The organism is Rhizomicrobium palustre (assembly GCF_011761565.1).
Lineage (GTDB): Bacteria > Pseudomonadota > Alphaproteobacteria > Micropepsales > Micropepsaceae > Rhizomicrobium > Rhizomicrobium palustre.
Map to the genome: position 1 here is coordinate 767,659 of NZ_JAASRM010000001.1, position 24,783 is coordinate 792,441.

The window sequence follows — 24,783 nt, forward strand, 5'->3', positions numbered from 1 at the left end:
GATACCTTCTCGGTCAGGACCTCACCAAGGCTACGGCGAAACCAGGCACCGGAACATGTGCTTCCTGACGCGGCACGCATTGCATTAGGCCTGCCACGGAAAATCCGTGACGCGCCGCCATCTCTTTCAAATAGGCTTCCGAATGACGCCAGCGGCGCTTAGGGCCAAGCTCGAAACCCTCGCCCTCTTTGGCTTCGGTGGTGAAGAGGAAATAGCCCTCGGAGCGAAGCGCCTCTGCCACCGCCGCGAAAGTGGTTTCAAGGTCACCGATATAGACAAGTGTGTCGGCGGCAAGGACGAGATCATACGCCGCCTCACCCAACCCGCTTTCGATATCGCTGACCATAAGATCGTCATAAACACCGCGGGCGCGGGCTTTCTCGATCATGGCGGGGGAAAGATCGAGACCGGTCATATGGGAGGCGCGATCCTTGAAGGCGGCGCCCGAAAGCCCGGTGCCGCAGCCAAGATCGAGAATGGCAAGATCGGTGAGGCCCGGCATCACGAGCTGCGCGAGCTCACGCAAAGCTTGCGGCGCCTGATAGGCAAGTTGACCCAGCATGCGCTGATCGTAATCGGTTGAGAATTGATCGAAGAGATGGCGCACATAGCCCGCATCAGAACGCTGCTGCGCCTGCATGGCTTCAGCTTGCGCGATACGTTCGGAGAGACCCGGCATCTCTTCGGGTGCAAGAAATGCGAATGCGGCGAGGGCCTTTTCCGCCTCGCCCGCCTCCAGCCAAGCGCAACCCAAAAGATAGCGCGCCTCAGCTTCTTCGGGATCAAGGCGCAGCGCGCGCTGCAATTCGCCAATCGCATCGGGAAGATTTTCAGAGGCGAGCAGCATGGCGCCATGGGCGAGCGCGGCCTCGGCCACATCGGGATAAAGCTTTGCAGTTTCATCCGCGCTTGAGAGCGCTTCCTCCAGCCGGTCTGAGGCTTCCAGGGCGCGTGCCAGAAGCAATCGCGCGGTCAAACCGCCACGGGTTTGTGACACAAGCCCGGTCAGCAAGCTGGCAGCTTCCGCAGCGCGCCCCTCCTCGATCAGCGTGGCGGCTGTATCCAGCGGATTCTCGTCATAAGACTCTTGCATGCGTGAAAAACTGCGTGGGTTTTCGGAGCCCCCACCATAGGACGGCGCGCACCCTTGCGGCAATCGCGGCAACGCGCTTAGGCTTCGCGCAACGCACGCCGTGCTGAGAGGGAATGATGGATTCGTATGCCGAAGAGCAACAGCAGCGCCGTCCCAATCGCAGCTGCCTGTGGGGGTGCCTTGGGAGCATGGCGGCGGTCGCCATCGTGCTGACGGCGGTGTTCTGTTACAGCGCCTGGTATTTCTATAAAGGCTTTTCAAGCGACGCGCGGATCAAGACGGTGATCGCCACCCTGTCGCATGATGCCCAAGCTGCCGAAGTGCTGGGTGAGAACATCAAGGTGATGGAAATCGAGCTCAGCACCTTCAATTATTCCGCCGACACAGACCAGGGCAAGCGGAGCGGCAATGCGCGCTATGTGCTGAAAGTGGCGGGCTCGCGCGGTTCGGGTGAGGTGAAAGCCGATCTCGATGTCAGCGGACACGAGCCCAAGATCACGTTGATGATCCTGACCGATCGCGAGGGGCGGACGTATTACCTTATCGGAACACCCCCGCCCAATCCGATGCTGCAGAATAGTATTTAGCGCTTCACCACCGCCGGGCCGTCGCTCCAGCGATCCGTAAGCGGCAGGCCATGGCGGTCGATCATGGCGCGGGCGTGGTCATAGCCTTCGGCGATGGCGCGATCGAAGCTTTTCCAATCCAAGGGATTGATGCCGGCGAGCGGCGGCTCAAAAAGAAAATCGGCTTCATCGCGCACCAGGCGGCGCTGCGCTTCCGAGCCCATCGTACCGGTGCGCATCAGAATATCGAAAATCGACGGCATGCCGCGCATGCGCTGCCAGATGAGTTTTAAGGAATGATGTTCGCCATAGCGCGTATCACGCACGGAGAAGTCATTTTCCCCCGTCACATCGCTGGCGAGCAATGGCCCGATACGGCGGCGGCGCATTACATCCACCGGCAGGTTATTCATCACCCCGCCATCGACCAGAAGATGGCCTCGCGAGGTCACAGGCGGCACGATGCCCGGCAGCGCGGCGCTGGAGCGCAAGGCACGCCAGAGTGGCCCCTGCAGATGTTCATGCACATGACCTGTGGTGAGATCAGCGGAGATGCAGAAAAAGGGCTTCGGCAAATCCTCAATACGGACGCGGCCGAAATGGCGGGTGAGAAGCTTGGACATGCGCCGCCCCTTCACCAACGAGATCAGCGGCAAGGTGTAATCGGATAGGGGATTGCGCCGGACAAAGGATTCGCGCAGGCGCACGGTCAATTCCTCGATGCTCCATTCGGCTGCAAGACCGGCAGCGATGATCGCGCCCATCGAGACTCCACCGAGGTAATCGAACGGCACACCGGCTTCGGCGAGCGCTTTGACCACCCCGATATGGCCAAAGCCGCGCGCCCCACCGCCGCCCAGAACCAGCCCCACGGCCCGCCCGGAGATGCAGCGCGCCAGCCGCCTGATGTCATCGGGGCGATTCTCCCGGATGTGATGGTGGGTCTCGACTCGCTCTCCGAGGATCACCGCATCGCGCGGCACCCCCGAGGGATGGAGCAGAATCAGTTCGGGAAGGCCGCAAACACGCTCCTTGCCTCCTAAAAGCGGCTTGCGCGGCAAAGGCCGATCCACCGTGGCGATAACGAGGACACGATCCGCCTGGCGGATGCAGAGGCGCGTCCAAGCACTATCGGGAACATCACCGCGATAGAAAACCGCATCATGCGCGCTTTCGAAATTGGCGAACCATTCGGCCTGACGCCCCGCCGCAGAGGCATCCACCACCCCGGTAAGCGCCCCCATATCGTCCAGCGCCATCGCTAGACGCTCGGCAATAGGATGCGCACTAAGTCCTTCCTGCAACGGCACCAGCGCAAAGGTTTTGGGGCGGCTGCGGACCGGTTTGGCGGCACCGCGCGCAGCGGTTTCCTTCATCACCTCGAGAAACAAACGCGGTTTTTTCACCGCCAAAATCTCCAAGGCAGCGGGCGTCAGCTCAATCAGCTCGCTATCGCGCAAGGCGATGAGATCGACACTGCGGTCAAAGGCGGGATCGGCTACGACAGCACCTGGTGAAAGCTCGGCGGCAAGGCGCCGCTTCTCCTCCCCGACATCACGAAAAATGCCAATCGTGCCGGTGAGAACCATTAAGAGCGCCCCCTCCTCCCCACCTTGACGGCAAAGCCGAGACCCGCCCGGCAGGCCGAACCAGACTACAAAGGGGGCGAGCCTTCTGAGCGCGGAAATGGAGAGGCCATCGAACAGCGGAAAACCGCTGAGCTTTTCCGCCAGGAACCGGTCGAGCAAGGACTCCGAAAGGCGCAAGGCGGAGAGAAAGGGGAGCATCCGCTGGTCCCTTCGGCTTCAACTTCACCATGGCGCTCACCCTTAACGCGGGCAAGGGCCGATCCTGGGTGGCGGGCGCCCCGGGACGCGCGTGCAAGTTTGCCCAGAAAGGTCACAACGTTGGGGAAAAATCCAATTCTTCCCGACTGTTACCTGGCGGCTTCGGGGCGCCCGACCCACTCGCCCGCAGCTAAGCAGAAATACTGTGCGGCGCTGCCACGCATGGTTAAAATCGTGTCGTTGGGCACCCTGCGGCAACCAGAGCCAACATTTCCCATTTTGGCGACTTCGACGCAGGGGTTCGCCATAATAAAGTTGCATAGTATGCGAAGATGCGCGATGCGGGCTCCCAACGCGGTGCATCGCGTGACAGCTAGGTGAGGATTCCATGAACAAGAGTGTTTTGCGGGCTGCTGCGATCGCCTGCCTTCCGTTCGCCGCGATGGCGCTTGCAGTAACCTCGGCCCAGGCCGAAGAAAAAAAGGCCGAGGCCCCGAAGGTTTCCAAGGCCGTCAGCAAATTCCTGGTCGAATGCAAAAAGGGCGTCGACACGAAGGATTGGAAGCTGGCTCTCGACAATTGCCATCAGGCCGAAGCCGTGGCCGAAGCCACCGATTACGACAAGTATTTGACCCAGCGCCTCCTCGCAGTGGCCTATCTCAACACCAATGACCATGCCAAAGCCGGTCAGTCCTTCGTCTCGGTGGTGAAGAACCCGGCCACGCCGCCCGAAGATCGCGACACCCTGATCGCGCCGGCCATTCAGCTTGCCAATGAAGCCAACAACAACGCGATGGTGATCGAACTCGGTCAGCTTGCGGTGAAGTATAATGTGAAGTCGCCGGAAGTCTGGAACGCGATGGCCGCGGCCTATTACCAGAGCAACGACAGCGCCAACGCCCTGACCTTCGCGCAGAAGGGCATCGATGCCGCCAATGCCGCTGGCAAGATCCCGCCCTATGGCCTCTATCAGATCATCGCCTTCACCTATGACAAGGCGAAGGATCGCGCCAACGAAGTGAAGGCCTTCGAATTGATGGCCCGCGACTATGGTAAGCCTGATGACTGGCGTTACCTGCTCGATTTCTCCATGGAAATCCTGCCGCCCGGCAACAAGAAGATCGCCGCCCTCAACCTCTACCGCCTGCGCATTCAGTCGGGTGCGACCTGGGTCGGCCAGAACTTCCTGGAAGCTGAAGACTCCGCGCACGCGATCCGTAGCTGGGGTGATTCCCGCACCTTCCTGCAGATGGGCGTGCAGCAGGGCGCGCTGATCGCTGCCAAGGTTGCTCCGGTGATGAAGCAGATCAACGACGATGCCAAGAAGGACGAACCCATTCTTGCGACCGTCGAAAAGTCGGCGAAGAGCTCCAAGGATCTTGCCAACGTTGCGGAAGCCTATTTTGGTTATGCGCGTTATGCGGAAGCCGCGCGCGCCGCTCAGAAGGCGATCGACGCGGGTGGCGCTGGCGTGGGTGAAGCCCAGCTCGTGCTCGCCATGAGCCAGGTCAAGCAGGGCGATGAAGCCGCCGCCAAGGCGACTCTGGCCAAATTCTCAGGCGACGCCGCCCTTGGCCGCGCTGCCCAGCTTTGGAACCTCTATCTCGACCGCCGCTATGGCAAGACCGCCGCTGCGGCTGCCCCGGCTCCGGCGAAATAAGCCTGTCCAAGCTTACACTTGTCTTTATCGGCCGGGTGCTCCAAAAGGCACCCGGCTTTTTTTTGCCCAACTCTTACCCTGAGAGCGCCCGTGCTCGCTTTCCTGCCGTCTGCGATCCTGTTCGTGGTGGCGCCGCTCTCCGTCAGTCTGGCGCTGTGGCTCGGCTTTGCCGCGGCTTTCGCCGTGGGCCTTAGCTATTTCGGCCCCACCGGGAAAATTCGCGTTTTCGATGGTGCGGGCCTGGTGCTGTTCGGGGCGATGGCGCTGTATGAGGGCTTCATCCGCCCGGGCAGTAGCCAAGCGGAGATCGGCCTCATCATTGAGGGCGGACTTTTCCTCGCCATTCTCTATTCCATGGCCACCCGCCGCCCCTTCACCAGCCAATATGTCTGGCTGAAGACCGAACAGGAACCAGAGCTTCTGGTGCGGGCCCACACACTCCTTACCGCAATTTGGGCCAGTGCTTTCGCCGCTCTTTGCGGCATTGACGCCTTGTGCAGCGTCAATCACAGCCTTTCTCCCGGCTGGGCGAGCGCCGGTGACCTTGTACTCTTCGGGGCAGCACTTACCTTTACATGGCAAATGGGGGTCTATATCGACACCGGGCGTGCCCCTATCCTCCTCTTTCTCAAAAGGCGCTGAACACAGATGCTTTTGGTCAAGGCCGTGCTTCCCATCCTCCGGGACCTTTTGGCCACGTTCGTGTTTGTCGCCTTGTTCTGGACGGTGGGCGTTTACCCCGCCACGGCGGTGGGCATCAGCCTGATCGTCGCGCAGACGCTCTATATGCATTTTCGCGGGCACAAGATCGGCGCGCTGCATTGGTTGAGCCTTGTCCTCATCGCGACCTTCGGTGGCCTGACCATTCTTTTCCATCGCCCGCATTTCATCATGATCAAGCCGAGCCTGTTGTGGTTCGCCCTTGGCGTGGTGATGTTGCGTCGAGATTGGATGGAGCCTTATCTGCCGCCTTTCGTGGTGGCGCATCTTGAAGAGCGCCAGATCGCCAAAGCGGGTTATGCCTATGCGGCGCTGATGTTCGTGCTCGCCGTTGCCAATGTCGTGGTGGTCAAGCTTTTCAGCCCGAATTTCTGGGCCGCTTATGCCCTGCTCGGACCGACGCTCGCCCAAGCCGTTCTGTTCGGAATCTTCTATCTCTGCTTTCATAAGCAGATCGCAGCCGGCATGCGCGCGGAGAAGCAGAAAGCCGCCGCTTAAGCCTCTACCGTGGGAAGGCGGCAGACTTTCTGGCCGATATGGCCGAGCTGTTGCGACAAGCTGAAATCGGCCCAAAGCCGATAGCCCGCCGCGCGCGCCATATCGCAGAAGACATAATCCTCGCCCAAGAGCCCGCCATTCTCCTCATCCACGAGGAAGCGGAACCAGGGCCTCGGTAAAACATCGAACACGCTCATCTTGATCAGAAGACAGCCCGTGGGCAGGCGCAGCATTTCGACCAGCCCTTCGGGGGTGGGCGCGGCAGCATCCGGCAACATCGTGCCTAAAAGATCATAAGGCGCTACGCGCTTGGTATAGACCGCGCCAACAATATCTCTTTGGTGCACCAGAAGCTGGTAGAGCGTGGTCTGGGGAAAGATCATGTCGCTATCGAGGAAGAGCAAATAATCGGCTCCCGCCTCGCGCGCGTTTTCCACCGCCATGTTGCGCGCCTCGGCCACGATCGAGCTTTTGGTGTTGATGATCGTGACATCGAGCGGATGCACCGAAAGGCACATGCCCGCCAAAGCCAGCGCGAAATCCGCATGCACCATATCGCCGGAAGGATAGGCGACCGCGATTTTGGGAAGCTCGGCCATGCTCAGCGCTTTCGCGAATACCTCCCCGCCATACGAGGCCAATATGGTTTCCAACCGGTTACCGCAGGAAGGAGTTTGTCACGAGATGTGGCGGAGGGGCTTGCGTATATTTCGCTAATTTCCTAAATTACGAATAATGGAGACTGGCCATGAAAATCGCGATCGCCTTGACGATGCTTTTGAGCCTCAGCGGGGCGGCGAGCGCCGCCGAGCAAGAGGTGAGCTTGGGGCCGCTAAAAGGTACGTTAGAAACGCCGGAGCATCTCAAGGATGGCCCCGCGGTGCTGATCATCGCAGGCTCCGGCCCGACCGACCGCGACGGCAATTCCTCCATCGGCGGCGTGACGCCCGCAACCTATAAGCTTCTGGCACAAGGGCTGGCGGCAGAGGGCATCCCCTCCTTGCGCTATGACAAGCGCGGTATTGGTGCGAGCAAAGCCGCGCTGACGCGCGAAGAGGATTTGCGTTTTTCAAATTACGTCGATGACGCCGCGGGCTTTGCCGAATTGCTCAGGAGCCAGCCGCATGTGACCTGCGTGGTGCTGTTCGGTCATTCCGAAGGCGCGCTGATCGCAGCGCTCGCGGCTGCCAAGACAAAAGTCTGCGGCGTGATCTCGGTGGCGGGTGCAGGCTTTCCCGCCGATGAAATCATGCTGAAACAGTTCGCCGGAATGGGCCTTCCCGCGGCAGCTTTGGAGCAAGCCAAGGGTTATTTCGCCACACTGAAAAAAGGCGAGATGATCGGCGATGTCCCGCATGGCTGGGCGGCAATTTTCCGCCCCTCGATCCAACCTTATATGGCCTCCTGGATCAGCGTCGATCCTGCCCAAGCGCTGGGCGCGGTGAAGGCGCCGGTTCTTATTCTGCAAGGGCGCAATGACATCCAAGTGCCGGTGGAAAATGTCGAACGCCTCGCCCAAGGCGCCCCCAAAGCCAAGCTGGTACTGCTCGACGGCACAAACCATGTCTTGAAGTCTGCGCCTGCCGAGCGCGCCGCCAATGTCGCGACCTATGCCGATCCCGCACTGCCGCTCGCGCCGGGCGTGGTGCAGAATGTGGTGGATTTCGTGAAAGGCCTGAAATGAGCGACGTTTTCGATGCCCTCGCCCATCCTGTCCGGCGCGAAATCCTCAAACTCTTGCGCGAAGGCGCGATGAGCGCAGGTGACATCGCTACCCATTTCGATCTCGCCAAGCCGACCCTTTCAGGCCATTTCACGGTCTTGAAAACCGCGGGCCTTGTCACCACCGAGCGGCGCGGCACCACCATTCTCTACCGCTTGAATATGAGCGTGATGGAAGAAGCCTTGGCGGCAATGCTGTCGCTGATGGGCGAAGGAGATAAGGCATGGAAACCCGCGCGCCGCTGATTTTGAGCCTCGCTCTGATCCTTGGCATGATCGCCATCAGCCTGTGGGCTTGGCCGCATCTTTCTCCCAATGGCCTGATCGCCATTCATTTCGGCCAGCACGGCCAAGCCAATGGCTTTGCCAGACGCGAGGTGGCACTCTTCTGGGCACCTCTTTTGGCCCTGGGCCTGACCATCGTCTTTGCCCTTTACGCTCATTCCCAATCGAACCACCAGACCGCCTACCAAGGCGCTTTCATCACGGCTTGGCTCGGGGCCGTGACAGCGGTGTTTGTCGGCCATTGTATAGTGGTTTTCGCCGCGCGCGGTTTTCATCCGGCCATCGCCGGAACCGGCGTGCTGGTGCCTGCGCTGCTTCTGACGGTGCTTGGCAACAGCCTTGGCAAAACGCGGCCAAATCCCTTGATCGGCGTGCGCACGCCATGGACCAAGAAAAGCGATCTTGCATGGGATAAAACCAACCGGTTGGCGGGACGGCTTTGTGTGGCGACGGGCCTTGCGAGCCTTGCCGCGTTGGCCGCCGGCGGGCCACTGATCGGCCATGGCGTGCTGTTGAGCGGCGTCGTCATTATGACAGCCCTATGTATCCCCCTTTCACGCCATTATTGGCGCCGCGATCCCAACCGGCGGATGTAGGCCGGAGGACAAGGTTGCCGCGCATACACCATGACAGGCGCTGACTGTGCCCTGAAAACGGCGCACGGAAGGAAATCCCGCAGCTACGACCCCAAAACCATTTCCAATTGTCCGCCATGTGATATGTCGAAAGGAGCATCGTTTCTTTCGGATTGGGAGCAGAGGGCTATTCGTAAAGCTCCTGCATTCATGTGATTTTGAACAAGCGGACGTTGAGCAAAGAGCCCGCGGGCAAGAAGATTTCGCGTATCGCCGCGTTGGCCCTTGCAGGGCTGGCTCTCGCTGGATGCGCCGGGATTTTCGAGCCAGAAAAACCGCTGCCCGCCGAACAGATGCCGCTTTTGGAAAAACGCATTATCGCCCTCGTCGCAGAACGGCGCGCCAAGACCGATCCCAAGGCCCGTATCATGCTCGTGGACCCAGCCTTATCGGTCATCGCCAAGAAGCGCAGCGATGAGATGGCGCGCACCAATTCCTTTTCCTCCGGGGAGGACCCCCATGTCTCGGCCACCATGCTGATGAATGCCGATGCCAAGTTTCAGGGCCTTGTCGGCGAGAACGTCGCCGCGCAGCGCTTCACGGCCAAGGACGGCATCGATGTGGAGGTCTTCGCCAAGCGCTTTGTCGATGGCTGGACCGCCTCCAAGCCACATCTGGAGAACCTCTCCTTTGCCGAATACGACCGCACCGGGGTGGGCGCCTCGGTGAATGCCGACACCGTTTATGTGGCGCAGATCTTCACCAGCGATCTTGGCATCACCGACAAGCCGGGCAACGCCCCGGACGTTCAGACCGTGCCCTTGCCCAAAGACGGCGCGAACGACAACAAAGCCCCCCTGATGCTGCGCGGCGCCATCGGCGGGGGACCTTCCCAGTAGGATAATCCCCCACCCCAAGCCCAAAACGCCCGGAAACCGGGCCGTTGCCTGCCCCCAAACCTTAAAGGTTTGTTTGCGATAACGGTCTCTTAATTTCTTAGGGCGAATTTTAGGACTATGGGCGAAACACGAGCCTTGGCTCCTGAAATACAGCACGTTCCTTTACACCACATCTTGGCACCGGTACTTTATGTGGGGGAGGATGCGTCACGAGAGACGAGATGCGGCCAGATTTGCCATGGAATGTCGCGGGAATCTCAGCAGAGGCCCGCGAAGCAGCCCGCGCGGCAGCGCGCCGGGAAGGCTTGTCTGTGGGCGAATGGCTCACCCGCCGGATCGTCTCTGGCCTTACCGAGCCGGGGTATATCGCCATGAACGACGCCCGTTCCGAATGGCCCGCCCGGGAATACCGGGCAGAACCTGACAGCCATGCCGACCGCCAGCGCCGCGAAAGCGATGCCATGCTGGACCGGGTCTCCAAAAGCGAGGCCGAGACCGCCGACGTTTACCGCCGTATCGAAGATCAGATGCGCACCATGGCGCGGCGGCTGGATGCCTCCGAACGCAGCCAGAGCGAAAGCAACCGGGTGATCTCCAAAGCCGCGGTGGAGATGAACATCACCGCCCGCGAGCAATCCCAAGCTTTCGAACAGCTCGGCAGCCAGCTCACCATGCTCGCCGAAAGGCTGGGGCGGGTGGAAGGCCGCGAGAGCGGCGAAGGCATGCGCGAAGCCGTGAAGGCTCTGCATCAAGGCCTTTCGCGTCTTGCCGATCAGATCAGCGAGACCGCCAATCAATCGGCGCAGCAGATTTCCAACCTCGCCAATAATCTTGAGACCGTAGCCGGCCGGGTGAGCCAGACGCGCCAGGACGCGCTTGCGGCCACACAGGCGATGGCCGAAAGCCTGACCCAATCGATGGAATCGCGGCTTGCCGTTCTCGATGAGCGCGTCAAATCGCTGGAAACCACAAGCCAAGCCACCTCGGCATCGCTGTCTCGCGCCCTCGACGCAGTTGACGCCCAAAAGCGCCTGCCCTCCCCCATGGAGGCTATCGAGCGCTTGGAAGACAGCGTGCGCCGGCTGGAAGAAAACCACCAGGACCCGGCGCTCGACCGCCGCCTCTCGGGCCTGGAACGCAATCTCGCCGATGTCACCGATCGCCTCGAAGACGGCTTGGACGACAAGCAGACGCTTTCCGGCGTTGAGGATCATCTGAAAAAGCTGGTCGCCCGGCTGGACGCCCTCGAAGAAACCCAGCGGGATGCGGCCAGCGAATGGCGCGCCTTTGCCGAACGTGACAAACCCCGCGAAGAGCTGCCGCCGCAGATCGAGCCGGTAGCGCCGCCGCCTTTCACCCCGCCGCCGATGGCGACCGCCGCCTTCACGCCGCCGCCTCTGGCCTCTGCAAGCGTGGCTACGGCGAGCTTCACCCCGCCGCCAGCCGCAGCTTTTGGGCCGCTGCCGGGATATGAAGTCCCGCCGCCTGTGGCCGAGCCTCCGCTTGCGCCGCCGCCGACCTTCACCGATCCGCTGCCGAATTACGAAATTCCGGCGGAAGCCTTTGTGCCGCCGCAGAGCGATGTGCCGCCGACGGTGGAATCCTATCTCGCCGCCGCCCGCCGTTCGGCCCGCGCTGCCGCCGCCCAGGAAGCTGAGCGAAGCGGCAATCTGCGCTGGGGCTCTACCGCGAAGGCAAAGCCCGAAAAAACGCAGAAAACCCGCCCGCTAGTGGTGTTCCTGGTCGCCCTGATTGCAATTTTCGTGATCGCGGGCGCCATTCTATCTCGCCAGAACACCAAGCTGATGGCGCCGCCGCAGCCTGTGGCTCAGAAAGCCCTGACGCCCGCGCCCGATCTGCACGCTTCGGCAGAAGGCGAGGCTAAACCTGGGGCGGACGCCTCTGCCCCGGCTCATACGGGCCCGGCCAATGCCACGACAACCGCGCCGGCAAACACGGCGCCTGCCAATCCAAAGCAGGTGAATGCTGCTGCGCCAGAACCTTCCAAACCCGCGTCTCAGCTCGCCGCCCTGCCGCCGCAAAATCAGCTGAATGCGCGCGCGCCGCTCGACCGGCTGACTCAGGCGGCCAATGGCGGCAACGCCAAAGCCCAGCTTATCGTGGGGCTGAAATATCTCGAACATGACGGCGTGCCGGAAAACTTCGCCGAAGCCGCCAAATGGCTGGGCAAAGCGGCCGAAGCTGGAGAGCCGGTGGCGCAATACCGCCTCGGCACCATGTTCGAGCGCGGCCGCGGTGTTCCCGCCGATGCCGCCAAGGCGATCCGCTGGTATCAAGCCGCCGCCAATCAAGGCAATCGCAAGGCGATGCATAACCTCGCGGTCGCCTTCACCGATGGCCCATCCAAGAACTACACCGAAGCTTCGCGCTGGTTCCTGAAGGCAGCCAATCTCGGCCTCTCCGACAGCCAGTTCAATCTGGCCGTGCTCTATGAGCGCGGCCTTGGCGTGCCGCAGAACCTGGTCGATGCTTATAAATGGTATGCTATCGCAGCGGCGCAGGGGGACGGCGAATCCAAGTCGCGCCTGAACGCCATCGCCAGCCAGCTCGACAGTGAAGCGCGTGCGGCAGCCCAGCATGCTGCTGACGTTTTCCGGCCCGGCCAGCTCGACGCCAGGGCCAACGTCGCCCCCACTGTGGGTGACGTGACGCGCGGCTGATTGCAAAGGGCGGCCCTCTACGCGGCCGCCCTGATTTGTTTCAGCTCTTGGATAGGTTATTGCCCTGTTGCGGTTGACCCGCCAGGGATGAGGACGCAAAGTCGCTCAGGCCCAATTACCAAGGCTTTGCAACAACTCGAAATTTTCCCGGATGGAAATCTACCTGCCCATCGCCCAGATGTCGGTCCACTGGCTGATTGTGCTGGGGCTTGGCTTCGGGGTGGGATTTCTCTCCGGCGTGTTCGGTATTGGCGGCGGCTTTCTTCTGACGCCTGTCTTGATCTTCTACGGCATTCCGCCCGGCGTGGCCGTCGCCACTACCGCTAGCCAGATCGCAGGCGTGACCTTTTCCGGCGTACTCACCCATTGGAAGCGCGGCACAGTCGACTTCAAAATGGGTCTCGTCATGGTCATCGCGGGCCTGGTGGGATCGGCGGCAGGGGTGTGGATTTTCGCCGTGTTACGCCGCATGGGCCAAGTCGAATTCGGCGTGCAAGCGAGCTATGTGATCCTTCTGGGCTCGGTCGGCGCGATGATGCTGAACGAAAGCATCCGTACTTGGCGCGCCCGTAAGGAAGGCCGCCCCAGTCACGGGCGCAGCTCCGGCCAGCATCATTGGATTCACGGCCTGCCGCTCAAAATGCGCTTCCGCCAGTCGAGGCTCTACATCAGCGCCATTCCGCCGGTCGTCTTGGGCTTTATCGTGGGCGTGCTGTCTGCCGTCCTTGGGGTGGGCGGCGCGTTTTTGATGGTGCCCGCCATGATCTATATGCTGCGGATGCCGACCAATGTGGTGGTGGGAACATCGATGTTCCAGGTGCTGTTCGTCAGCGCCTCCACGACCATTTTGCACGCCGTCGACAATTTCACCGTGGATGTCGTACTCGGCATGATTCTGATCCTGGGCGGCGTATTCGGGGTGCAGTTCGGGGTGCGCTGGGGCGCCAAGCTGCGTGGCGAGGAGCTGCGTTTCCTGATGGCGCTTCTGGTGCTTGCAGTGGGCATCGGCATGGCGCTGCAATTCGTGCTGCGGCCTGAGGATGTTTACAGCCTGTCGGGGCTCTCATGAGAACGCTGGCGCTGGCATGTTTGTTGTTCTTCGCCCCCGCTTTCGCCGAGCAGGGTCTGACCTCGATGCTGTCGCAGGATTACCTGCAGATCTATTCCAATTTCCAGGGCTCGGAGATTACCGTTTTCGGGGCGCTGGAAAACTCCAGCGATGTGGGACCGGACAGTTTGAAGGGCCAGATCGTGGTGGTGGTGCGTGGGCCTGACGCGCTGCAGACCGTGCGCAAGAAAGAGCGCGTGGCGGGCATCTGGATCAATCGCGCCCGCGCCAAGATGTGGCTGCCTTCCTATTATTTCGTCGCCAGCACGGCGCCGCTCGCGAATATCGCCTCGGGCGAAACCCTGCGCCGCTATGAGCTTGGGCTCAACAATCTGCAGGCCGAGGTCGTGGCGAGCGACGGCAGTGCACGCCCTTATCAGGCCGCCCTGGTCCGCGCCCAACAAAAAAGCGGGCTTTATCGCGAGAACCCCGCCGGGGTGGAACAGCAAAGCACGGCTTTCCGGGTGCATGTGCCGGTGCCAGCCTCTGTGCCGCGCGGGTCTTATACGGTGGAAGTTTATCTTTTCCGCGATGGCAATGTGATCGCGGCGCAATCGACGCCCTTCTATGTCGACCAGGCGGGCTTTGAACGGCGGCTGTTCGAATTCGCCCATCAAAAACCGCTCTATTACGGCGTGGCGACGGTCTTGATGGGGATATTACTCGGCTGGGGCTCGACGTTTTTCTTCAAGAGAAGCTAGGTTCACGCGGAGACGCGGAGGCGCGGAGCGAACCGCAATAATTCTTTGGCACCGGCTCAGTGTTGGGGTGAGGAAAACTTTCTCTGCGGCTCCGCGTCTCCGCGTGAAAATTTTTGGCTGCGCCGCTAACCTGTGAGCGCAGCCATCGTGCCGCCGATGAAATAGACCTTTTCCTTGCCGAGCGCATAAATCCCAAAGCCGTTCTGGAAAAGGCAGCACACGGCTTCATCGCGCACATCCAGCCCGCCGGTATAGGCACCGAAGGCAGGCAGGATGAGGCGGCTGCCATCCGACACAAAACAGCGCTTGCGCAGCCGCATCCCACCGCGCGAAAGAGTGGCGGCAGGATGAAGATGGCCTGCAATCTCGCCCATGCGATTGCCCTCAGCCGGAATATGCCGGAAGACCAGCGCGCCGATCACCATTTCTGCAACCACACGCCCGCCGAGCCATGCGGGCGGATTGGGATCGTGATTTCCTTCCACCCAGATGAATTCGAGGAGCTTGGTGAGAGACGATAGCGCGCTGCGTTCTTCAAGATCGAGCCGGGCGCCCGCGCCATCATCATGAAAGGAATCCCCCAGCGCGATCACCCTTTCGGCGCCCAGCCGGACGATCACGCTTTGGAGTTTGCGCAAAGTTGCGCGTGTATCATAAGGCGGCAGGAACTGGCCCGAGCGCGCATAGGACGAGCCCTTCTCAAAATGCAAATCGGCGACGACCAGCGTTTTCTCCGCCGGCCACCACAGCGCGCCGGAGGGTTCCAGCACGAGGTCTTCACCAGCGACAAGGATGCGGCAGGGATCGCGAGTCATGGTGTGAGACTAATCCATCCGCATCGCATCGGCGACGAGAGACTCTTCGGTTTCGCGCAAGATTTCTTCCTGCGCTTCGCCCGCCACCATCTCCTTGGCGATTTCAAGAAGCGCGGGTACGGCAAGCGGCGAGACACGCTCGAGATTGCGGCTGATGATGCGGCCCTTGACGCGTTTCAGCATGTCACCGAGGCGCGCGACATCAAGAAGCCCGGTGGCCGCGTCCTGATAGGTGGCTTGCAGCAGAATGTGATCAGGCTCATGCTCGCGCAGCACGTCATAGATGAGATCGGTGGAAAAGGTGACCTGCCGCCCGGTCTTTTCCTTGCCCGGCGAGCGGCGCTCAATCAGGCCAGCGATCACCGCGCAATTGCGAAAGGTGCGCTTGAAGAGATTGGATTCAGCGAGCCAAGCATCAAGATCATCGCCGAGCATGTCTTCATCGAATAGCGCGCCGAGATCGACGCCGGACATGTCGCGCCGCCCCCATACCGCGAGCGCATATTCATTGGCACAAAAACCGGTGGGCTGGAGGCGCAAACGCTCTAGGCGGCGCGTCACCAGCATGCCTAAGGTCTGATGCGCGAGGCGGCCTTCGAAGGGGTAGCAGACGAGATAGAACTTGTTTCCGCGCGGAAACGTCTCGACCAGCAATTGACCGGCCTGCGGGATGACGCTGCGCCATTCCTGAATCTTCAGCCATTCCTGCACCGGGTCCGGCAAGAGGTGCCAGCTCTTGGGATTTGACACCATCTCGCGCACGCGCTGTGCGAGGAAAGTGGAAAGCGGAAACTTGCCGCCGTTGTAGGAGGGAATTTCGGCTTCCGGATCATTGGTGCGTGAAACATAAGCGGCGTCTTCGTGAATGCCGTGGAAGGAGAGCACTTCGCCCGCGAAAACGAAAGTATCGCCCGGCGCGAGCTGCTCGACAAAGTATTCTTCCATCTGACCCAGCGTGCGCCCGCCAACACCGACGGGCTTACCTTTGGATTGCAGACGGATGTCGATCATCGGGTCTTCGACAATCGTGCCCGCGTTGAGACGATAAGTCTGGGCGAGATTGGGATGAGCAAGCCGCCACTTTTCTGTCGAAGAGGGGCCGTCAGTCATTTTGCGCAGCTTGGCATAGCGGTCATAACGTTTCAGGGCATAACCGCCGGTCGCCACGAAATCGACCACCCGCGAAAAATCCTCGCGCGGCAGACCGTGATAGGGCGAGGCGGAAACCACCTCGCGATAAAGCTCATCTTCCGAAAACGGCGCCGAGCAGGCCATGCCAAGAACATGCTGAGCGAGTACGTCGAGACTGCCGCGCTTCAAGCGGTCACCGTCAAGCTCGCCCGCGATCACCGCCTCGCGCGCCGCTTCGCATTCGAGCACCTCGAACCGATTGGCGGGCACGAGCAAAGCCTGGCTCGGCTCATCGAGACGGTGATTTGCGCGGCCGATACGCTGCACCAGACGCGCGGCGCCCTTGGGCGCACCGATGCAGACGACATTATCGACCGCACCCCAATCGATGCCGAGATCAAGGGTGGAGGTGCAGACCACCGCTTTCAAGCGGCCTTGCGCCATCGCCGCTTCCACCTTGCGCCGTTGCTCGGGCGCAAGCGAACCGTGATGCAAGGCGATGGGCAGATTTTCTTCGTTGATGCGCCAGAGATCCTGGAAGGTAAGCTCGGCCTGACGGCGGGTGTTGACGAAGACGAGTGTCGTCTTGGCTTTTTTGATCGCCGTCATCACATCCTGCATGGCGTGACGCGCCAGGTGCCCGGCCCAGGGCACGTATTCTTCCGAGGCCAGAATGCCGATCTTGGGCACCGCACCAACGCCACCGCGCACGAGCTCCGATAACACCTCGCCGCCTTCCGGCTGAGGCATCAAATAGCGCTGCAAGGGTTTTGGATCAGCAACCGTCGCCGAGAGGCCAACGCGACGAAGACCGGGCGCGAGCGTGGAAAGCCGCGCGAGGCAGAGGGCGAGAAGATCACCGCGCTTGGAATTGTGGATAGCGTGGAGTTCATCCAACACCACGGTTTTCAGACTCGCAAAAAGGCGCGGCGCGCCGGAATGGGCGAGGAGCAGCGTCAATTGTTCGGGCGTAGTCAGAAGAATATCAGGCGGGGAATAGCGCTGACGCTGGCGGCGGCTTGCAGGCGTATCGCCGGTGCGGGTTTCCACCTTGATGGGCAAACCCATTTCCGCGATGGGGGTTTCAAGATTGCGCGCTACATCCACCGCCAGTGCCTTCAAGGGCGAGATGTAGAGCGTGTGCAGAGCGCTGGATTTACGTTTCTGTTCCAGCGCGATGAGGCTGGGCAGGAATCCCGCGAGAGTCTTGCCGCCGCCGGTGGGCGCCACGAGCAGAACGGAATTGCCGCGCGCCGCCTCTTCCACCAGGGCCAATTGATGCGCCCGCGGGCTCCAGCCACGGGAGGCGAACCAGCGGGCAAATGTATCCGGCAATAACGGAAAAGCAGGCGCGAGCATTTGGGTGAGGATAACATCAAATCCGTTTCAGCGTCTCCGGATCTTCCTCGCCATTGCACAACCGGTCCAATGCCTCGCTAAACAAAGGATCATCCGCGGCGCGGGCAAAAAGGGTCATGGACGAGCGGAATTTGAGGTCGTCAGGGGTGCCGAAAATCTCCGCAAGCGACCTTGCCTTGATCGCCAGCACCAGGCGGACGCATTCATGCAGGCGGGGCCCAAGGACCGGATGGGCGAGAAAGGCGCGCGCTTCCTCCAACCCGGCAAGGGCATAACGCTGAGCGGTGGCGCTGTGGCCAAGACCCTTGATCTGGGGAAAGACAAACCACATCCAATGGCTCAGCTTTCGCCCGGCGGTGAGTTCCTTGCGCACCTCGGCCATGACCCGGTTCTGGGCATCGACAAAACGCTGCAAATCGCCGTTCATGGCCATCTCCGCGAGAGAGGACGGAACGCTAGAACCCAAAAATCGATCAGCGGGCGAATAATACCGGACCACAAGCCTATGGCATCGGACTGGTAAATGCGACCGGGGCCGGAACACCCTTGCGGCGAAAAGCCCTGCCCCGCACGTAAAAACTGGGGATTTCCCGGATTTCGGGGCGGTAAAATGCACGGCGGCACCATCTTTGCCGCATATTGCCAAACTAAAGCCGCGTGAGTCGGGCAAAGGCCGCGCGGTTTTCGCGATCCTTCGCGCCCCGCCTGAAGCCCTTGCGGCCAAGGCAGGCGCCTAAATGTTTAGGGCACAGCGCATGTTCGGTTGGTTTCAAATACTTATGCCCCAAGAAAACAGGTTCTTCGACCTGTTCAACCGCCACGCGCGCACCATCCTGGATGGCGCCGAGGCCCTGCGGGCAGTGCTGAACAACCGCATGGATATCGCCGAAGGCTGCGCCAAGGTGTTCGAGCGCGAGAGCCAGGCCGATATCATCACCCAGGACGTGCTCAACCTGACGCGGCGCTCCTTCATCACCCCCTTCGACCGCGGCGATATCAAGACGCTGATCACGGCGCTGGACGATTCCATCGACCAGATGAAGAAGACCTGCACCGCGATCCTGCTTTACGAGGTCAAGGAATTCGAACCCCATATGGCGCAGATGGGCGATCTCATCGTCGATGCCGCCAAGCTCACCATCGAGGCGGTCGCGCTTCTGGGGGCGCTGCGCCAGGATACGGCACGGGTGAATGCGGTGACCGAAGCGATCATGCGGCTGGAAGATGCCGCGGACGAACTCAATCACCTCGGCCTCAAAGCCCTTTTCGCGAAACACCGCCAAGGCAACGCGATGGATTTCATCGTCGGCGCGGAAGTCTATGACCATCTTGAAAAGGTCATGGACCGCTTCGAAGACGTCGCCAATGGCATCAGCGGCATCGCCATCGAGCAAGCATGAGCGACTTTCTGCTTATCGGCTTGATCGTCACCGCCCTCGCGTTCGATTTCTTGAACGGGTTGCATGACGCGGCCAATTCCATCGCCACCATCGTTTCCACCCGGGTTTTAAGCCCGCGCTGGGCGGTGTTGTGGGCGGCCTTCTTCAACTTCGTCGCCTTCCTTGTGTTCGGGATTTCGGTGGCCAAGACCATCGGCACCGGCATCGTGGCCCCAGGCGTGATCACTGATCAGGTGGTATTCGGCGCGCTGATTGGCGCGATCTGCTGGAACATCATCACTTGGCTGGCGGGCATCCCCTCCTCCTCCTCGCATGCGCTGGTGGGCGGACTTCTGGGCGCGGGCGTCGCCCATGCTGGCACCAAAGTCATCATGTGGCAGGGGCTCTCCAAAACGGTGGGCGCGATTTTCCTTTCCCCCGCGATCGGCCTTCTGTTGGCGCTGATCCTGGTGGCGATTTTCTCCTGGTTCTTCGCCCGCTCCAATCCGACCCGCGTCGACGGGCTGTTCCGTAAGGTGCAGTTCTTCTCGGCCTCGATGTATTCGCTCGGCCATGGCGGCAATGATGCGCAGAAGACGATGGGCATCATCACCGCCCTGCTCTTCGCCCACGGCGCGCTCAAGGGCGGTTTTCATGTGCCGCTCTGGGTCGTGTTAAGCTGCCAGACGGCGATGGCCGCGGGAACACTTTGCGGCGGCTGGCGTATCGTCAAAACGATGGGTTCACGCATTACCCGGCTGACACCCTTCCAAGGGGTGTGCGCCGAAACGGCAGGCTCGATCACCTTGTTCCTGGCAACCGGCCTTGGCATCCCCGTCTCGACCACCCACACCATCACCGGTGCGATTATCGGCGTGGGCGCAGCAAAACGCGCCTCGGCGGTGCGCTGGAACGTGGCCAAGGACATCGTGGTGGCCTGGTTCGTCACCATGCCCGCAGCCGCCCTGATCGGTGCCATAGCCTATCACGTGTACGGATGGCTCTAATGGCGGGCGGCAAGCTTAAGCTCGCCCCCACCAAAACGACTGGCATTCAATATGGCGCCCTGCCCTGGCGCCTGCGCGGTGACGAAGTGCAAATCCTGCTCGTCACCTCGCGCCGCACCCGCCGTTGGATCATTCCCAAAGGCTGGCCGATGGACGGCTTGAAGCCCCAAGACGCCGCCGCCCGCGAGGCGCAGGAAGAGGCAGGCGTTTTCGGTGAGATCAGCGCCCGCGCCATCGGCCAATACCGCTACGCCAAGACCATGCGCAACGGGCACCAGATTTCCTGCCGCGTGGAAGTGTTTCCGCTTAAAGTCGCTCTGGAAGAGCACGATTGGGCCGAGATGGACGCGCGCGAGCGGCGCTGGGTATCGGTGCCGGACGCCATCGCCTCGGTGCATGAGAGCCAGCTCAAGGCCCTGATCCGCCGCTTTGCTAGCCGCATCAACAGCCAAATGAGACGTAAATAACCCATGGTCGCCTTAAGGCTTGAAGACGAAGGTCTGGACTACATCTCCGCCAAGCTCGACGAGGCGGGCGGACTGGCGAGCACCTTCCGTAAAGAAGCGATCTGGGAGCCGGTGGTGTTCGTGCCCGATTTCGCCGATCCCCTCACATTGCCCGATCTCGACAGCGGCGGGGTAGTAAGCCAGGAGGGCGCCAATGCAGAATTCGTCGCCTATCTGCACTTCCTGAAACAGCGAAACGCCAAGCTGCAAAGCCTGATCCTGGCCGACCCCTTCGCGCAGGTCAGCGACCTTGATTACGTCGGCGAACTGCCCGAGGAGCTGGTGACCATCTTCGGCAGCCTGAATTACGTTTATGACATTTCGACCGTCTCGCCTGCGCTAATCTGGGATTATCGCGCTTTCGTGGTCAGTTATTTGAAGCTCGCATATGTCAGTGAAATGCCGCCGGAGAAAATCCGTGCGCTAGCCGAAGACGAGCCGGATGATCTTTTTGCCCGGCTTTCACGCGGCATTCGTCATATCGCGGTCAATTGCTACGATGACGAAAGCTGGCTGGTCGTACGTCACGAAGATAAATAACCGACGCTTTTTGTTGCGCGATCGGCACCAAGGCCCCATTCTCTTCACGTAAGAGGAGAGAGAATGGCATCAGCATCAACCGATATCGCCAGTTATAGCGACGCTCTTGTTGTGCTCGGCACAGCCGCCGTGATCGTGCCTTTGGTGCGAAAATCGGGCGTTTCACCGGTGCTCGGGTATCTTTTAGCCGGCGCGATATTGGGCCCCCTGGGGCTTGGTGCCTTTATTCATCAGATTCCGGCGCTTTATTGGTTCACGGTCGTAGATCAGAGCCATGTCTCGGGCATCGCCGAACTCGGTATCGTTTTCCTGCTTTTCATGATCGGGCTGGAGCTTTCGTTCCAGCGTCTCAGAACCATGCGCCGCCTCATCTTGGGCCTGGGCGGCATGCAGGTGGTTTTGACCTCTATCGTGGTGGCGGCCATCGCCATGGCCATGGAGGTTCCCTCGACCGTCGCCCTTGTCATCGGCATGAGCGTGTCGCTCTCCTCGACCGCCATCGTGCTGGAACTTCTCTCCTCGGCGGGCAGGATGGCAACGAGTGTGGGCCGCGCAAGCTTCGCGGTACTGCTCGCCCAGGATATCGCCGTGGTGCCGATCCTGATGTTCATCGCCATCGCGGGCGGTGGCGGCGACGGACCGGTGTGGATGACCCTTGCCCGCGCCCTTCTGCAAGCGGCGGCGGCCATCACGGTGATCATCGTGCTCGGCCGGGTGGCGGCAAAGCCGCTGTTCCGCCTGGTCGGTTCCACCCGCTCTACGGAGATCTTCATCGCCGCGGTGCTGTTTGTGATCGTCTTCTCTGGCGTGATCGCACATGCGGCCGGGCTTTCCATGGCGCTGGGCGCTTTCGTGGCAGGCATCCTGCTGGCGGAAACCGAATACGGCAAATCTATCGAGGCGACCATCGAGCCCTTCAAGGGCCTGCTCCTCGGCATCTTTTTCTTCACCGTGGGCATGTCGATCGATTTTCGCGAAATGCTGCGCGAGCCCCTGCTGCTCGTCGCCTGCGTGGTCGGGCTGATCGTTACCAAAGCTATCGTTTTGACCTTGCTGGGGCGGCTTTATCGCCTCTCCTGGCATTCAGCGATCGAAACCGGGCTTCTCTTGGGACCCGGCGGCGAATTCGCCTTCGTGGGCCTTGGCATGGCGGCAGGGCTGCATTTGATCAATCCGCGCGTAACCGGCTTCATCCTGGCGGCGGTGGCGATCACCATGGCGCTGACCCCTCTTCTGGCGGCTGCGGGCCGAAAGATCGCAACCAAGCTGCACGATGAAACCGTCACCGACCCCAAGCTCGCCATCAAGCCGCCGGAGGATGAAGCCCATGCCATCATCGTCGGCTATGGCCGCGTCGGACAGGTGGTGAGTTCGCTGTTCAAGGAACTGGACGTTCCCTTCGTCGCCACCGATTACGATCCCCATGTGGTGACCCGCGCGCGGCGGGCCGGCGATACGGTCTATTTCGGCGACGCCGCCGATCCCGATTACTTGCGTTTATGCGGCCTGGATAAGGCCACCGGCGTGATCATCACCATCAATGCGCGCGAAAGCATTGATGCGATTGTCGCCGAAGTGCGGGCGCAGCGTCCTGACGTGCTGATCGTTTCCCGCGCCAAGGACGCACTGCATGCGAGCCATCTTTATTCGGTGGGCGCGAGCGATGCGGTGCCCGAAACCATCGAAGCCTCGCTGCAGCTTTCCGAAGCGGCGCTGGTGGGACTGGGCGTGCCGACCGGGCTTGCCATTGCCGCCATCCATGAACAGCGCGACGTCTTCCGCGGCGCCCTGCAGAAGGCCGCGCGCGAGGCCGGCCGCAGCGAAAGCTACGCCATCCGCCGCAAGCACGGCCGGGTAACTTAAAGGAAGCGGAACCACCGCACATCTCCATCCGTTTTTTTGCTGGAGCATGAGACGGAGGAGACAATGCGCAAAAATCTGCTTTTAGCTCTGACTTTCCTGAGCGGCACGGCACTTTACGGCGCCTATGCCGAGACCCAGAGCTTGGCCCCAGAAGAAGCGCGAACCGATCAGCTCAACCGGAGCGTGGCCGCGGGCAATGCCAAAGCGGACGCCGAGTATCAGGCGGCGCAGGATCGCTATAACCAGCAGCAAGCCCATTATCAGCAGCAGCAAGCGGCCTATGACCAGGACGCGATACGCTACCTCGCCGCCAAGGACCGCTATGCGGCGGAGCGCGCCCGGTATCAGCGCGGCGAATGGCCCAAGCGCTATGAGAAACTCAGCTTCGTCGATAGCGACAGCGTGATGGGCGCGCCGGTGGAAACCTCAAGCGGCACGCGGGTCGGTCACGTGGAAGGTCTGGCGCGCACCGATGGGCGCATTCAGGCTGTGCGGGTCGCGATGGACGGCGGCAGCAAGCATGTCTGGATCGAGCGCGGCGATCTGAAATTCGATACCGAGGATCGTCTTTTGGTAACGGACTTCGCGCATCACGATTTGGTTAGCATGTCCGCTGAGCAATACTAAGCCACACGAGAGACTGACAGGTACGCCAGTTTTCCTAGAAAAACGGGCTTTTGATACCGGTATCCTCAACATCGGTGAAGAGCGGCTCTAAATATTTGTAGCTATCGAGTGCTCGCGCGCGTGTGCATCATTGCCCTCATCTAGGGGAGCACATCATGCTGATTACGGAAACGCCTATCCGTTCGGAGCCGAAGAGCCTCGACGCGTATCGCCAGTATATACACCAAGTAATGGAAATCCAAAGTGAAACTGTTCGCCGCTTGGCGGACACCGAAGCCATGCCGCCGATCGAGATGGCGGCGCTGTTGGAAGATGTCGCCAATACCTTCCTCGACCTCTCTGACGAAATCAGAGACTTCGCGCTGGGCCGCCCGAAAGGCGAAGGCCGGGGGCTTTAAGCCCCGTCACGGTTTGGGAGGTTTAGACGCGGCCGAACGCGTGCGAATAGACCTCCTCCGCCGCGCACCTCAGGCGGCAAAGAAATCCAATACCGCGCGCTTATAGCCAGGATCACCGACCGCAGTCATATGATCCTTGTTGGGCAGTACCACCGCCCGTCCATGCGCAAAATGCGCGGCGAGGCTGAAGGGTGATTTGACGAGCGTATCTGTCTCGCCCGCCACCACCAGCACCGGAACCGCAATCTTTTTCAGTTCGTCCGGGGTGGAGCGCGGCCGGTTCGCTGTCATGCAGGCAGCGAGCGCCACGCGGTCTTTGCCTTTTTGCCCCCCGAAAATGCGAAATTTGCGCGCTTCGTCATCCTCGATCTGTTGTGGATCGTCTGTGAGAAGACCTTTGGCAACCTTGAGGCCCCAATCGGCGGCCTCGCCGAAATAATTCTCGCCAATCCCCGCCGCCACGACTTTTTCCACGCGTTCTGGGTGCAGCACGGCTAGGCGGATCGACAGGATCGCCCCCATCGAATAGCCCATCACCTTGGCCTTGGAGATGCCAGCGGCATCCATCACAGCGACGATATCGCCGACCAGATTTTCGCCATAGGCCGCGGGATCATGCGGCTTGTCGCTTTTGCCATGGCCACGGCAGTCAAAGCTGACGACGCGATAACCGGCGGTCACCAGACGATCAATCCAACCCGTTGAGCCCCAGTTCTGATCGCGGGAAGAGGCAAAACCGTGCACCAAAACAACCGGATCGCCCGCCCCTACGCTGGACCAGGCAAGATGGACCCCATCGGGGGCGATAGCAGTTTGATCGGGGGCGTGGCTCGTCATGGGTCTAGCAAATAGAGTCTTCCCCA

General features: G+C 61.0%; 25 protein-coding genes. 18 read left to right on the top strand and 7 right to left on the bottom strand.

Going from position 1 to position 24,783, the window contains the following annotated elements; all coding sequences use genetic code 11:
• Positions 1-13 precede the first annotated feature (13 nt).
• Positions 14-1,093, bottom strand: coding sequence for a class I SAM-dependent DNA methyltransferase (locus FHS83_RS03280; RefSeq protein WP_167080867.1), 1,080 nt, complete (start codon positions 1,091-1,093; stop codon positions 14-16).
• A gap of 113 nt (positions 1,094-1,206) precedes the next feature.
• Here FHS83_RS03280 and FHS83_RS03285 point away from each other — a divergent pair, with 113 nt between their 5' ends.
• Positions 1,207-1,680 carry a cytochrome c oxidase assembly factor Coa1 family protein gene (locus tag FHS83_RS03285; RefSeq protein WP_167080870.1) on the top strand — a complete coding sequence of 158 codons (474 nt, stop codon included), beginning with the start codon at positions 1,207-1,209 and terminating at the stop codon, positions 1,678-1,680.
• Here the strand turns inward: FHS83_RS03285 and FHS83_RS03290 are convergent.
• A complete protein-coding gene (locus FHS83_RS03290; RefSeq protein WP_167080872.1) occupies positions 1,677-3,446 on the bottom strand; it encodes a patatin-like phospholipase family protein in 1,770 nt (589 codons plus the stop codon). The genes FHS83_RS03285 and FHS83_RS03290 overlap by 4 nt on opposite strands.
• 388 nt (positions 3,447-3,834) lie before the next feature.
• Here FHS83_RS03290 and FHS83_RS03295 point away from each other — a divergent pair, with 388 nt between their 5' ends.
• From FHS83_RS03295 to FHS83_RS03305, 3 genes are all read left to right on the top strand, one after another.
• A complete protein-coding gene (locus tag FHS83_RS03295) occupies positions 3,835-5,106 on the top strand; it encodes a hypothetical protein (RefSeq protein WP_167080874.1) in 1,272 nt (423 codons plus the stop codon).
• Between the two features lie 90 nt (positions 5,107-5,196).
• Positions 5,197-5,748, top strand: coding sequence for a hypothetical protein (locus FHS83_RS03300; protein WP_167080876.1), 552 nt, complete (start codon positions 5,197-5,199; stop codon positions 5,746-5,748).
• A gap of 6 nt (positions 5,749-5,754) precedes the next feature.
• The gene (locus FHS83_RS03305) at positions 5,755-6,324 is read left to right on the top strand and encodes a septation protein IspZ (protein WP_167080878.1); all 570 of its coding nucleotides are present in this window, start codon (positions 5,755-5,757) and stop codon (positions 6,322-6,324) included.
• Here the strand turns inward: FHS83_RS03305 and FHS83_RS03310 are convergent.
• Complete coding sequence (locus FHS83_RS03310) at positions 6,321-6,923, bottom strand: glycosyltransferase family protein (protein ID WP_243846183.1); 603 nt, start codon at positions 6,921-6,923, stop codon at positions 6,321-6,323. The two genes, FHS83_RS03305 and FHS83_RS03310, sit on opposite strands and share 4 nt — an antisense overlap.
• Positions 6,924-7,072: 149 nt before the next feature.
• Here FHS83_RS03310 and FHS83_RS03315 point away from each other — a divergent pair, with 149 nt between their 5' ends.
• The 7 genes from FHS83_RS03315 (at position 7,073) to FHS83_RS03345 (ending at position 14,295) form a co-directional block, all read left to right on the top strand.
• Positions 7,073-8,008, top strand: a complete 936-nt coding sequence (locus tag FHS83_RS03315; RefSeq protein WP_167080880.1) for an alpha/beta hydrolase — start codon at positions 7,073-7,075, stop codon at positions 8,006-8,008.
• Positions 8,005-8,292 carry an autorepressor SdpR family transcription factor gene (locus FHS83_RS03320; RefSeq protein WP_167080882.1) on the top strand — a complete coding sequence of 96 codons (288 nt, stop codon included), beginning with the start codon at positions 8,005-8,007 and terminating at the stop codon, positions 8,290-8,292. Before FHS83_RS03315 ends, FHS83_RS03320 begins: the two co-directional genes overlap by 4 nt.
• A complete protein-coding gene (locus tag FHS83_RS03325) occupies positions 8,271-8,927 on the top strand; it encodes an SdpI family protein (protein ID WP_167080884.1) in 657 nt (218 codons plus the stop codon). The genes FHS83_RS03320 and FHS83_RS03325 overlap by 22 nt, the downstream gene beginning before the upstream one ends.
• A gap of 212 nt (positions 8,928-9,139) precedes the next feature.
• On the top strand, positions 9,140-9,805 hold the full coding sequence (locus FHS83_RS03330; RefSeq protein ID WP_167080886.1) for a CAP domain-containing protein: 666 nt from the start codon (positions 9,140-9,142) through the stop codon (positions 9,803-9,805).
• 221 nt (positions 9,806-10,026) lie between these two features.
• Positions 10,027-12,486 carry an SEL1-like repeat protein gene (locus tag FHS83_RS03335; RefSeq protein ID WP_167080888.1) on the top strand — a complete coding sequence of 820 codons (2,460 nt, stop codon included), beginning with the start codon at positions 10,027-10,029 and terminating at the stop codon, positions 12,484-12,486.
• A gap of 151 nt (positions 12,487-12,637) precedes the next feature.
• A complete protein-coding gene (locus tag FHS83_RS03340) occupies positions 12,638-13,555 on the top strand; it encodes a sulfite exporter TauE/SafE family protein (RefSeq protein WP_167080890.1) in 918 nt (305 codons plus the stop codon).
• The gene (locus FHS83_RS03345; RefSeq protein WP_167080892.1) at positions 13,552-14,295 is read left to right on the top strand and encodes a TIGR02186 family protein; all 744 of its coding nucleotides are present in this window, start codon (positions 13,552-13,554) and stop codon (positions 14,293-14,295) included. Before FHS83_RS03340 ends, FHS83_RS03345 begins: the two co-directional genes overlap by 4 nt.
• A 125-nt stretch (positions 14,296-14,420) precedes the next feature.
• On the opposite strand, the gene pdeM is transcribed toward FHS83_RS03345, so the two are convergent.
• The 3 genes from pdeM to FHS83_RS03360 are packed head-to-tail and all read right to left on the bottom strand — an operon-like array spanning position 14,421 to position 18,027.
• Positions 14,421-15,110 carry a ligase-associated DNA damage response endonuclease PdeM gene (gene pdeM / locus FHS83_RS03350; protein WP_167080895.1) on the bottom strand — a complete coding sequence of 230 codons (690 nt, stop codon included), beginning with the start codon at positions 15,108-15,110 and terminating at the stop codon, positions 14,421-14,423.
• Positions 15,111-15,119: 9 nt separating this feature from the next.
• Positions 15,120-17,600, bottom strand: a complete 2,481-nt coding sequence (locus tag FHS83_RS03355; protein WP_167080897.1) for a ligase-associated DNA damage response DEXH box helicase — start codon at positions 17,598-17,600, stop codon at positions 15,120-15,122.
• A 16-nt stretch (positions 17,601-17,616) separates the two neighbouring features.
• The gene (locus FHS83_RS03360; protein WP_243846184.1) at positions 17,617-18,027 is read right to left on the bottom strand and encodes a DUF1810 domain-containing protein; all 411 of its coding nucleotides are present in this window, start codon (positions 18,025-18,027) and stop codon (positions 17,617-17,619) included.
• A 328-nt stretch (positions 18,028-18,355) separates the two neighbouring features.
• Between FHS83_RS03360 and FHS83_RS03365 the strand changes: the two genes are divergently transcribed.
• From FHS83_RS03365 to FHS83_RS03395, 7 genes are all read left to right on the top strand, one after another.
• On the top strand, positions 18,356-19,000 hold the full coding sequence (locus tag FHS83_RS03365; protein ID WP_167080899.1) for a DUF47 domain-containing protein: 645 nt from the start codon (positions 18,356-18,358) through the stop codon (positions 18,998-19,000).
• The gene (locus FHS83_RS03370) at positions 18,997-19,986 is read left to right on the top strand and encodes an inorganic phosphate transporter (RefSeq protein WP_167080901.1); all 990 of its coding nucleotides are present in this window, start codon (positions 18,997-18,999) and stop codon (positions 19,984-19,986) included. The genes FHS83_RS03365 and FHS83_RS03370 overlap by 4 nt, the downstream gene beginning before the upstream one ends.
• Positions 19,986-20,453, top strand: a complete 468-nt coding sequence (locus FHS83_RS03375) for an NUDIX hydrolase (RefSeq protein WP_167080903.1) — start codon at positions 19,986-19,988, stop codon at positions 20,451-20,453. The genes FHS83_RS03370 and FHS83_RS03375 overlap by 1 nt, the downstream gene beginning before the upstream one ends.
• 3 nt (positions 20,454-20,456) lie before the next feature.
• Positions 20,457-21,032: a hypothetical protein gene (locus tag FHS83_RS03380; protein WP_167080904.1), complete on the top strand. Its 576-nt coding sequence runs from the start codon at positions 20,457-20,459 to the stop codon at positions 21,030-21,032.
• A gap of 63 nt (positions 21,033-21,095) precedes the next feature.
• The gene (locus FHS83_RS03385; protein WP_167080905.1) at positions 21,096-22,895 is read left to right on the top strand and encodes a cation:proton antiporter domain-containing protein; all 1,800 of its coding nucleotides are present in this window, start codon (positions 21,096-21,098) and stop codon (positions 22,893-22,895) included.
• A gap of 63 nt (positions 22,896-22,958) precedes the next feature.
• Positions 22,959-23,522 carry a PRC-barrel domain containing protein gene (locus FHS83_RS03390; protein ID WP_167080906.1) on the top strand — a complete coding sequence of 188 codons (564 nt, stop codon included), beginning with the start codon at positions 22,959-22,961 and terminating at the stop codon, positions 23,520-23,522.
• Between the two features lie 155 nt (positions 23,523-23,677).
• Positions 23,678-23,920: a hypothetical protein gene (locus FHS83_RS03395; protein ID WP_167080907.1), complete on the top strand. Its 243-nt coding sequence runs from the start codon at positions 23,678-23,680 to the stop codon at positions 23,918-23,920.
• A gap of 69 nt (positions 23,921-23,989) precedes the next feature.
• Here FHS83_RS03395 and FHS83_RS03400 read toward each other — a convergent pair whose 3' ends face one another.
• Entirely contained in the window at positions 23,990-24,757 is a 768-nt protein-coding gene (locus FHS83_RS03400; RefSeq protein ID WP_167080908.1) for an alpha/beta fold hydrolase, read from the bottom strand.
• Positions 24,758-24,783 lie beyond the last annotated feature (26 nt).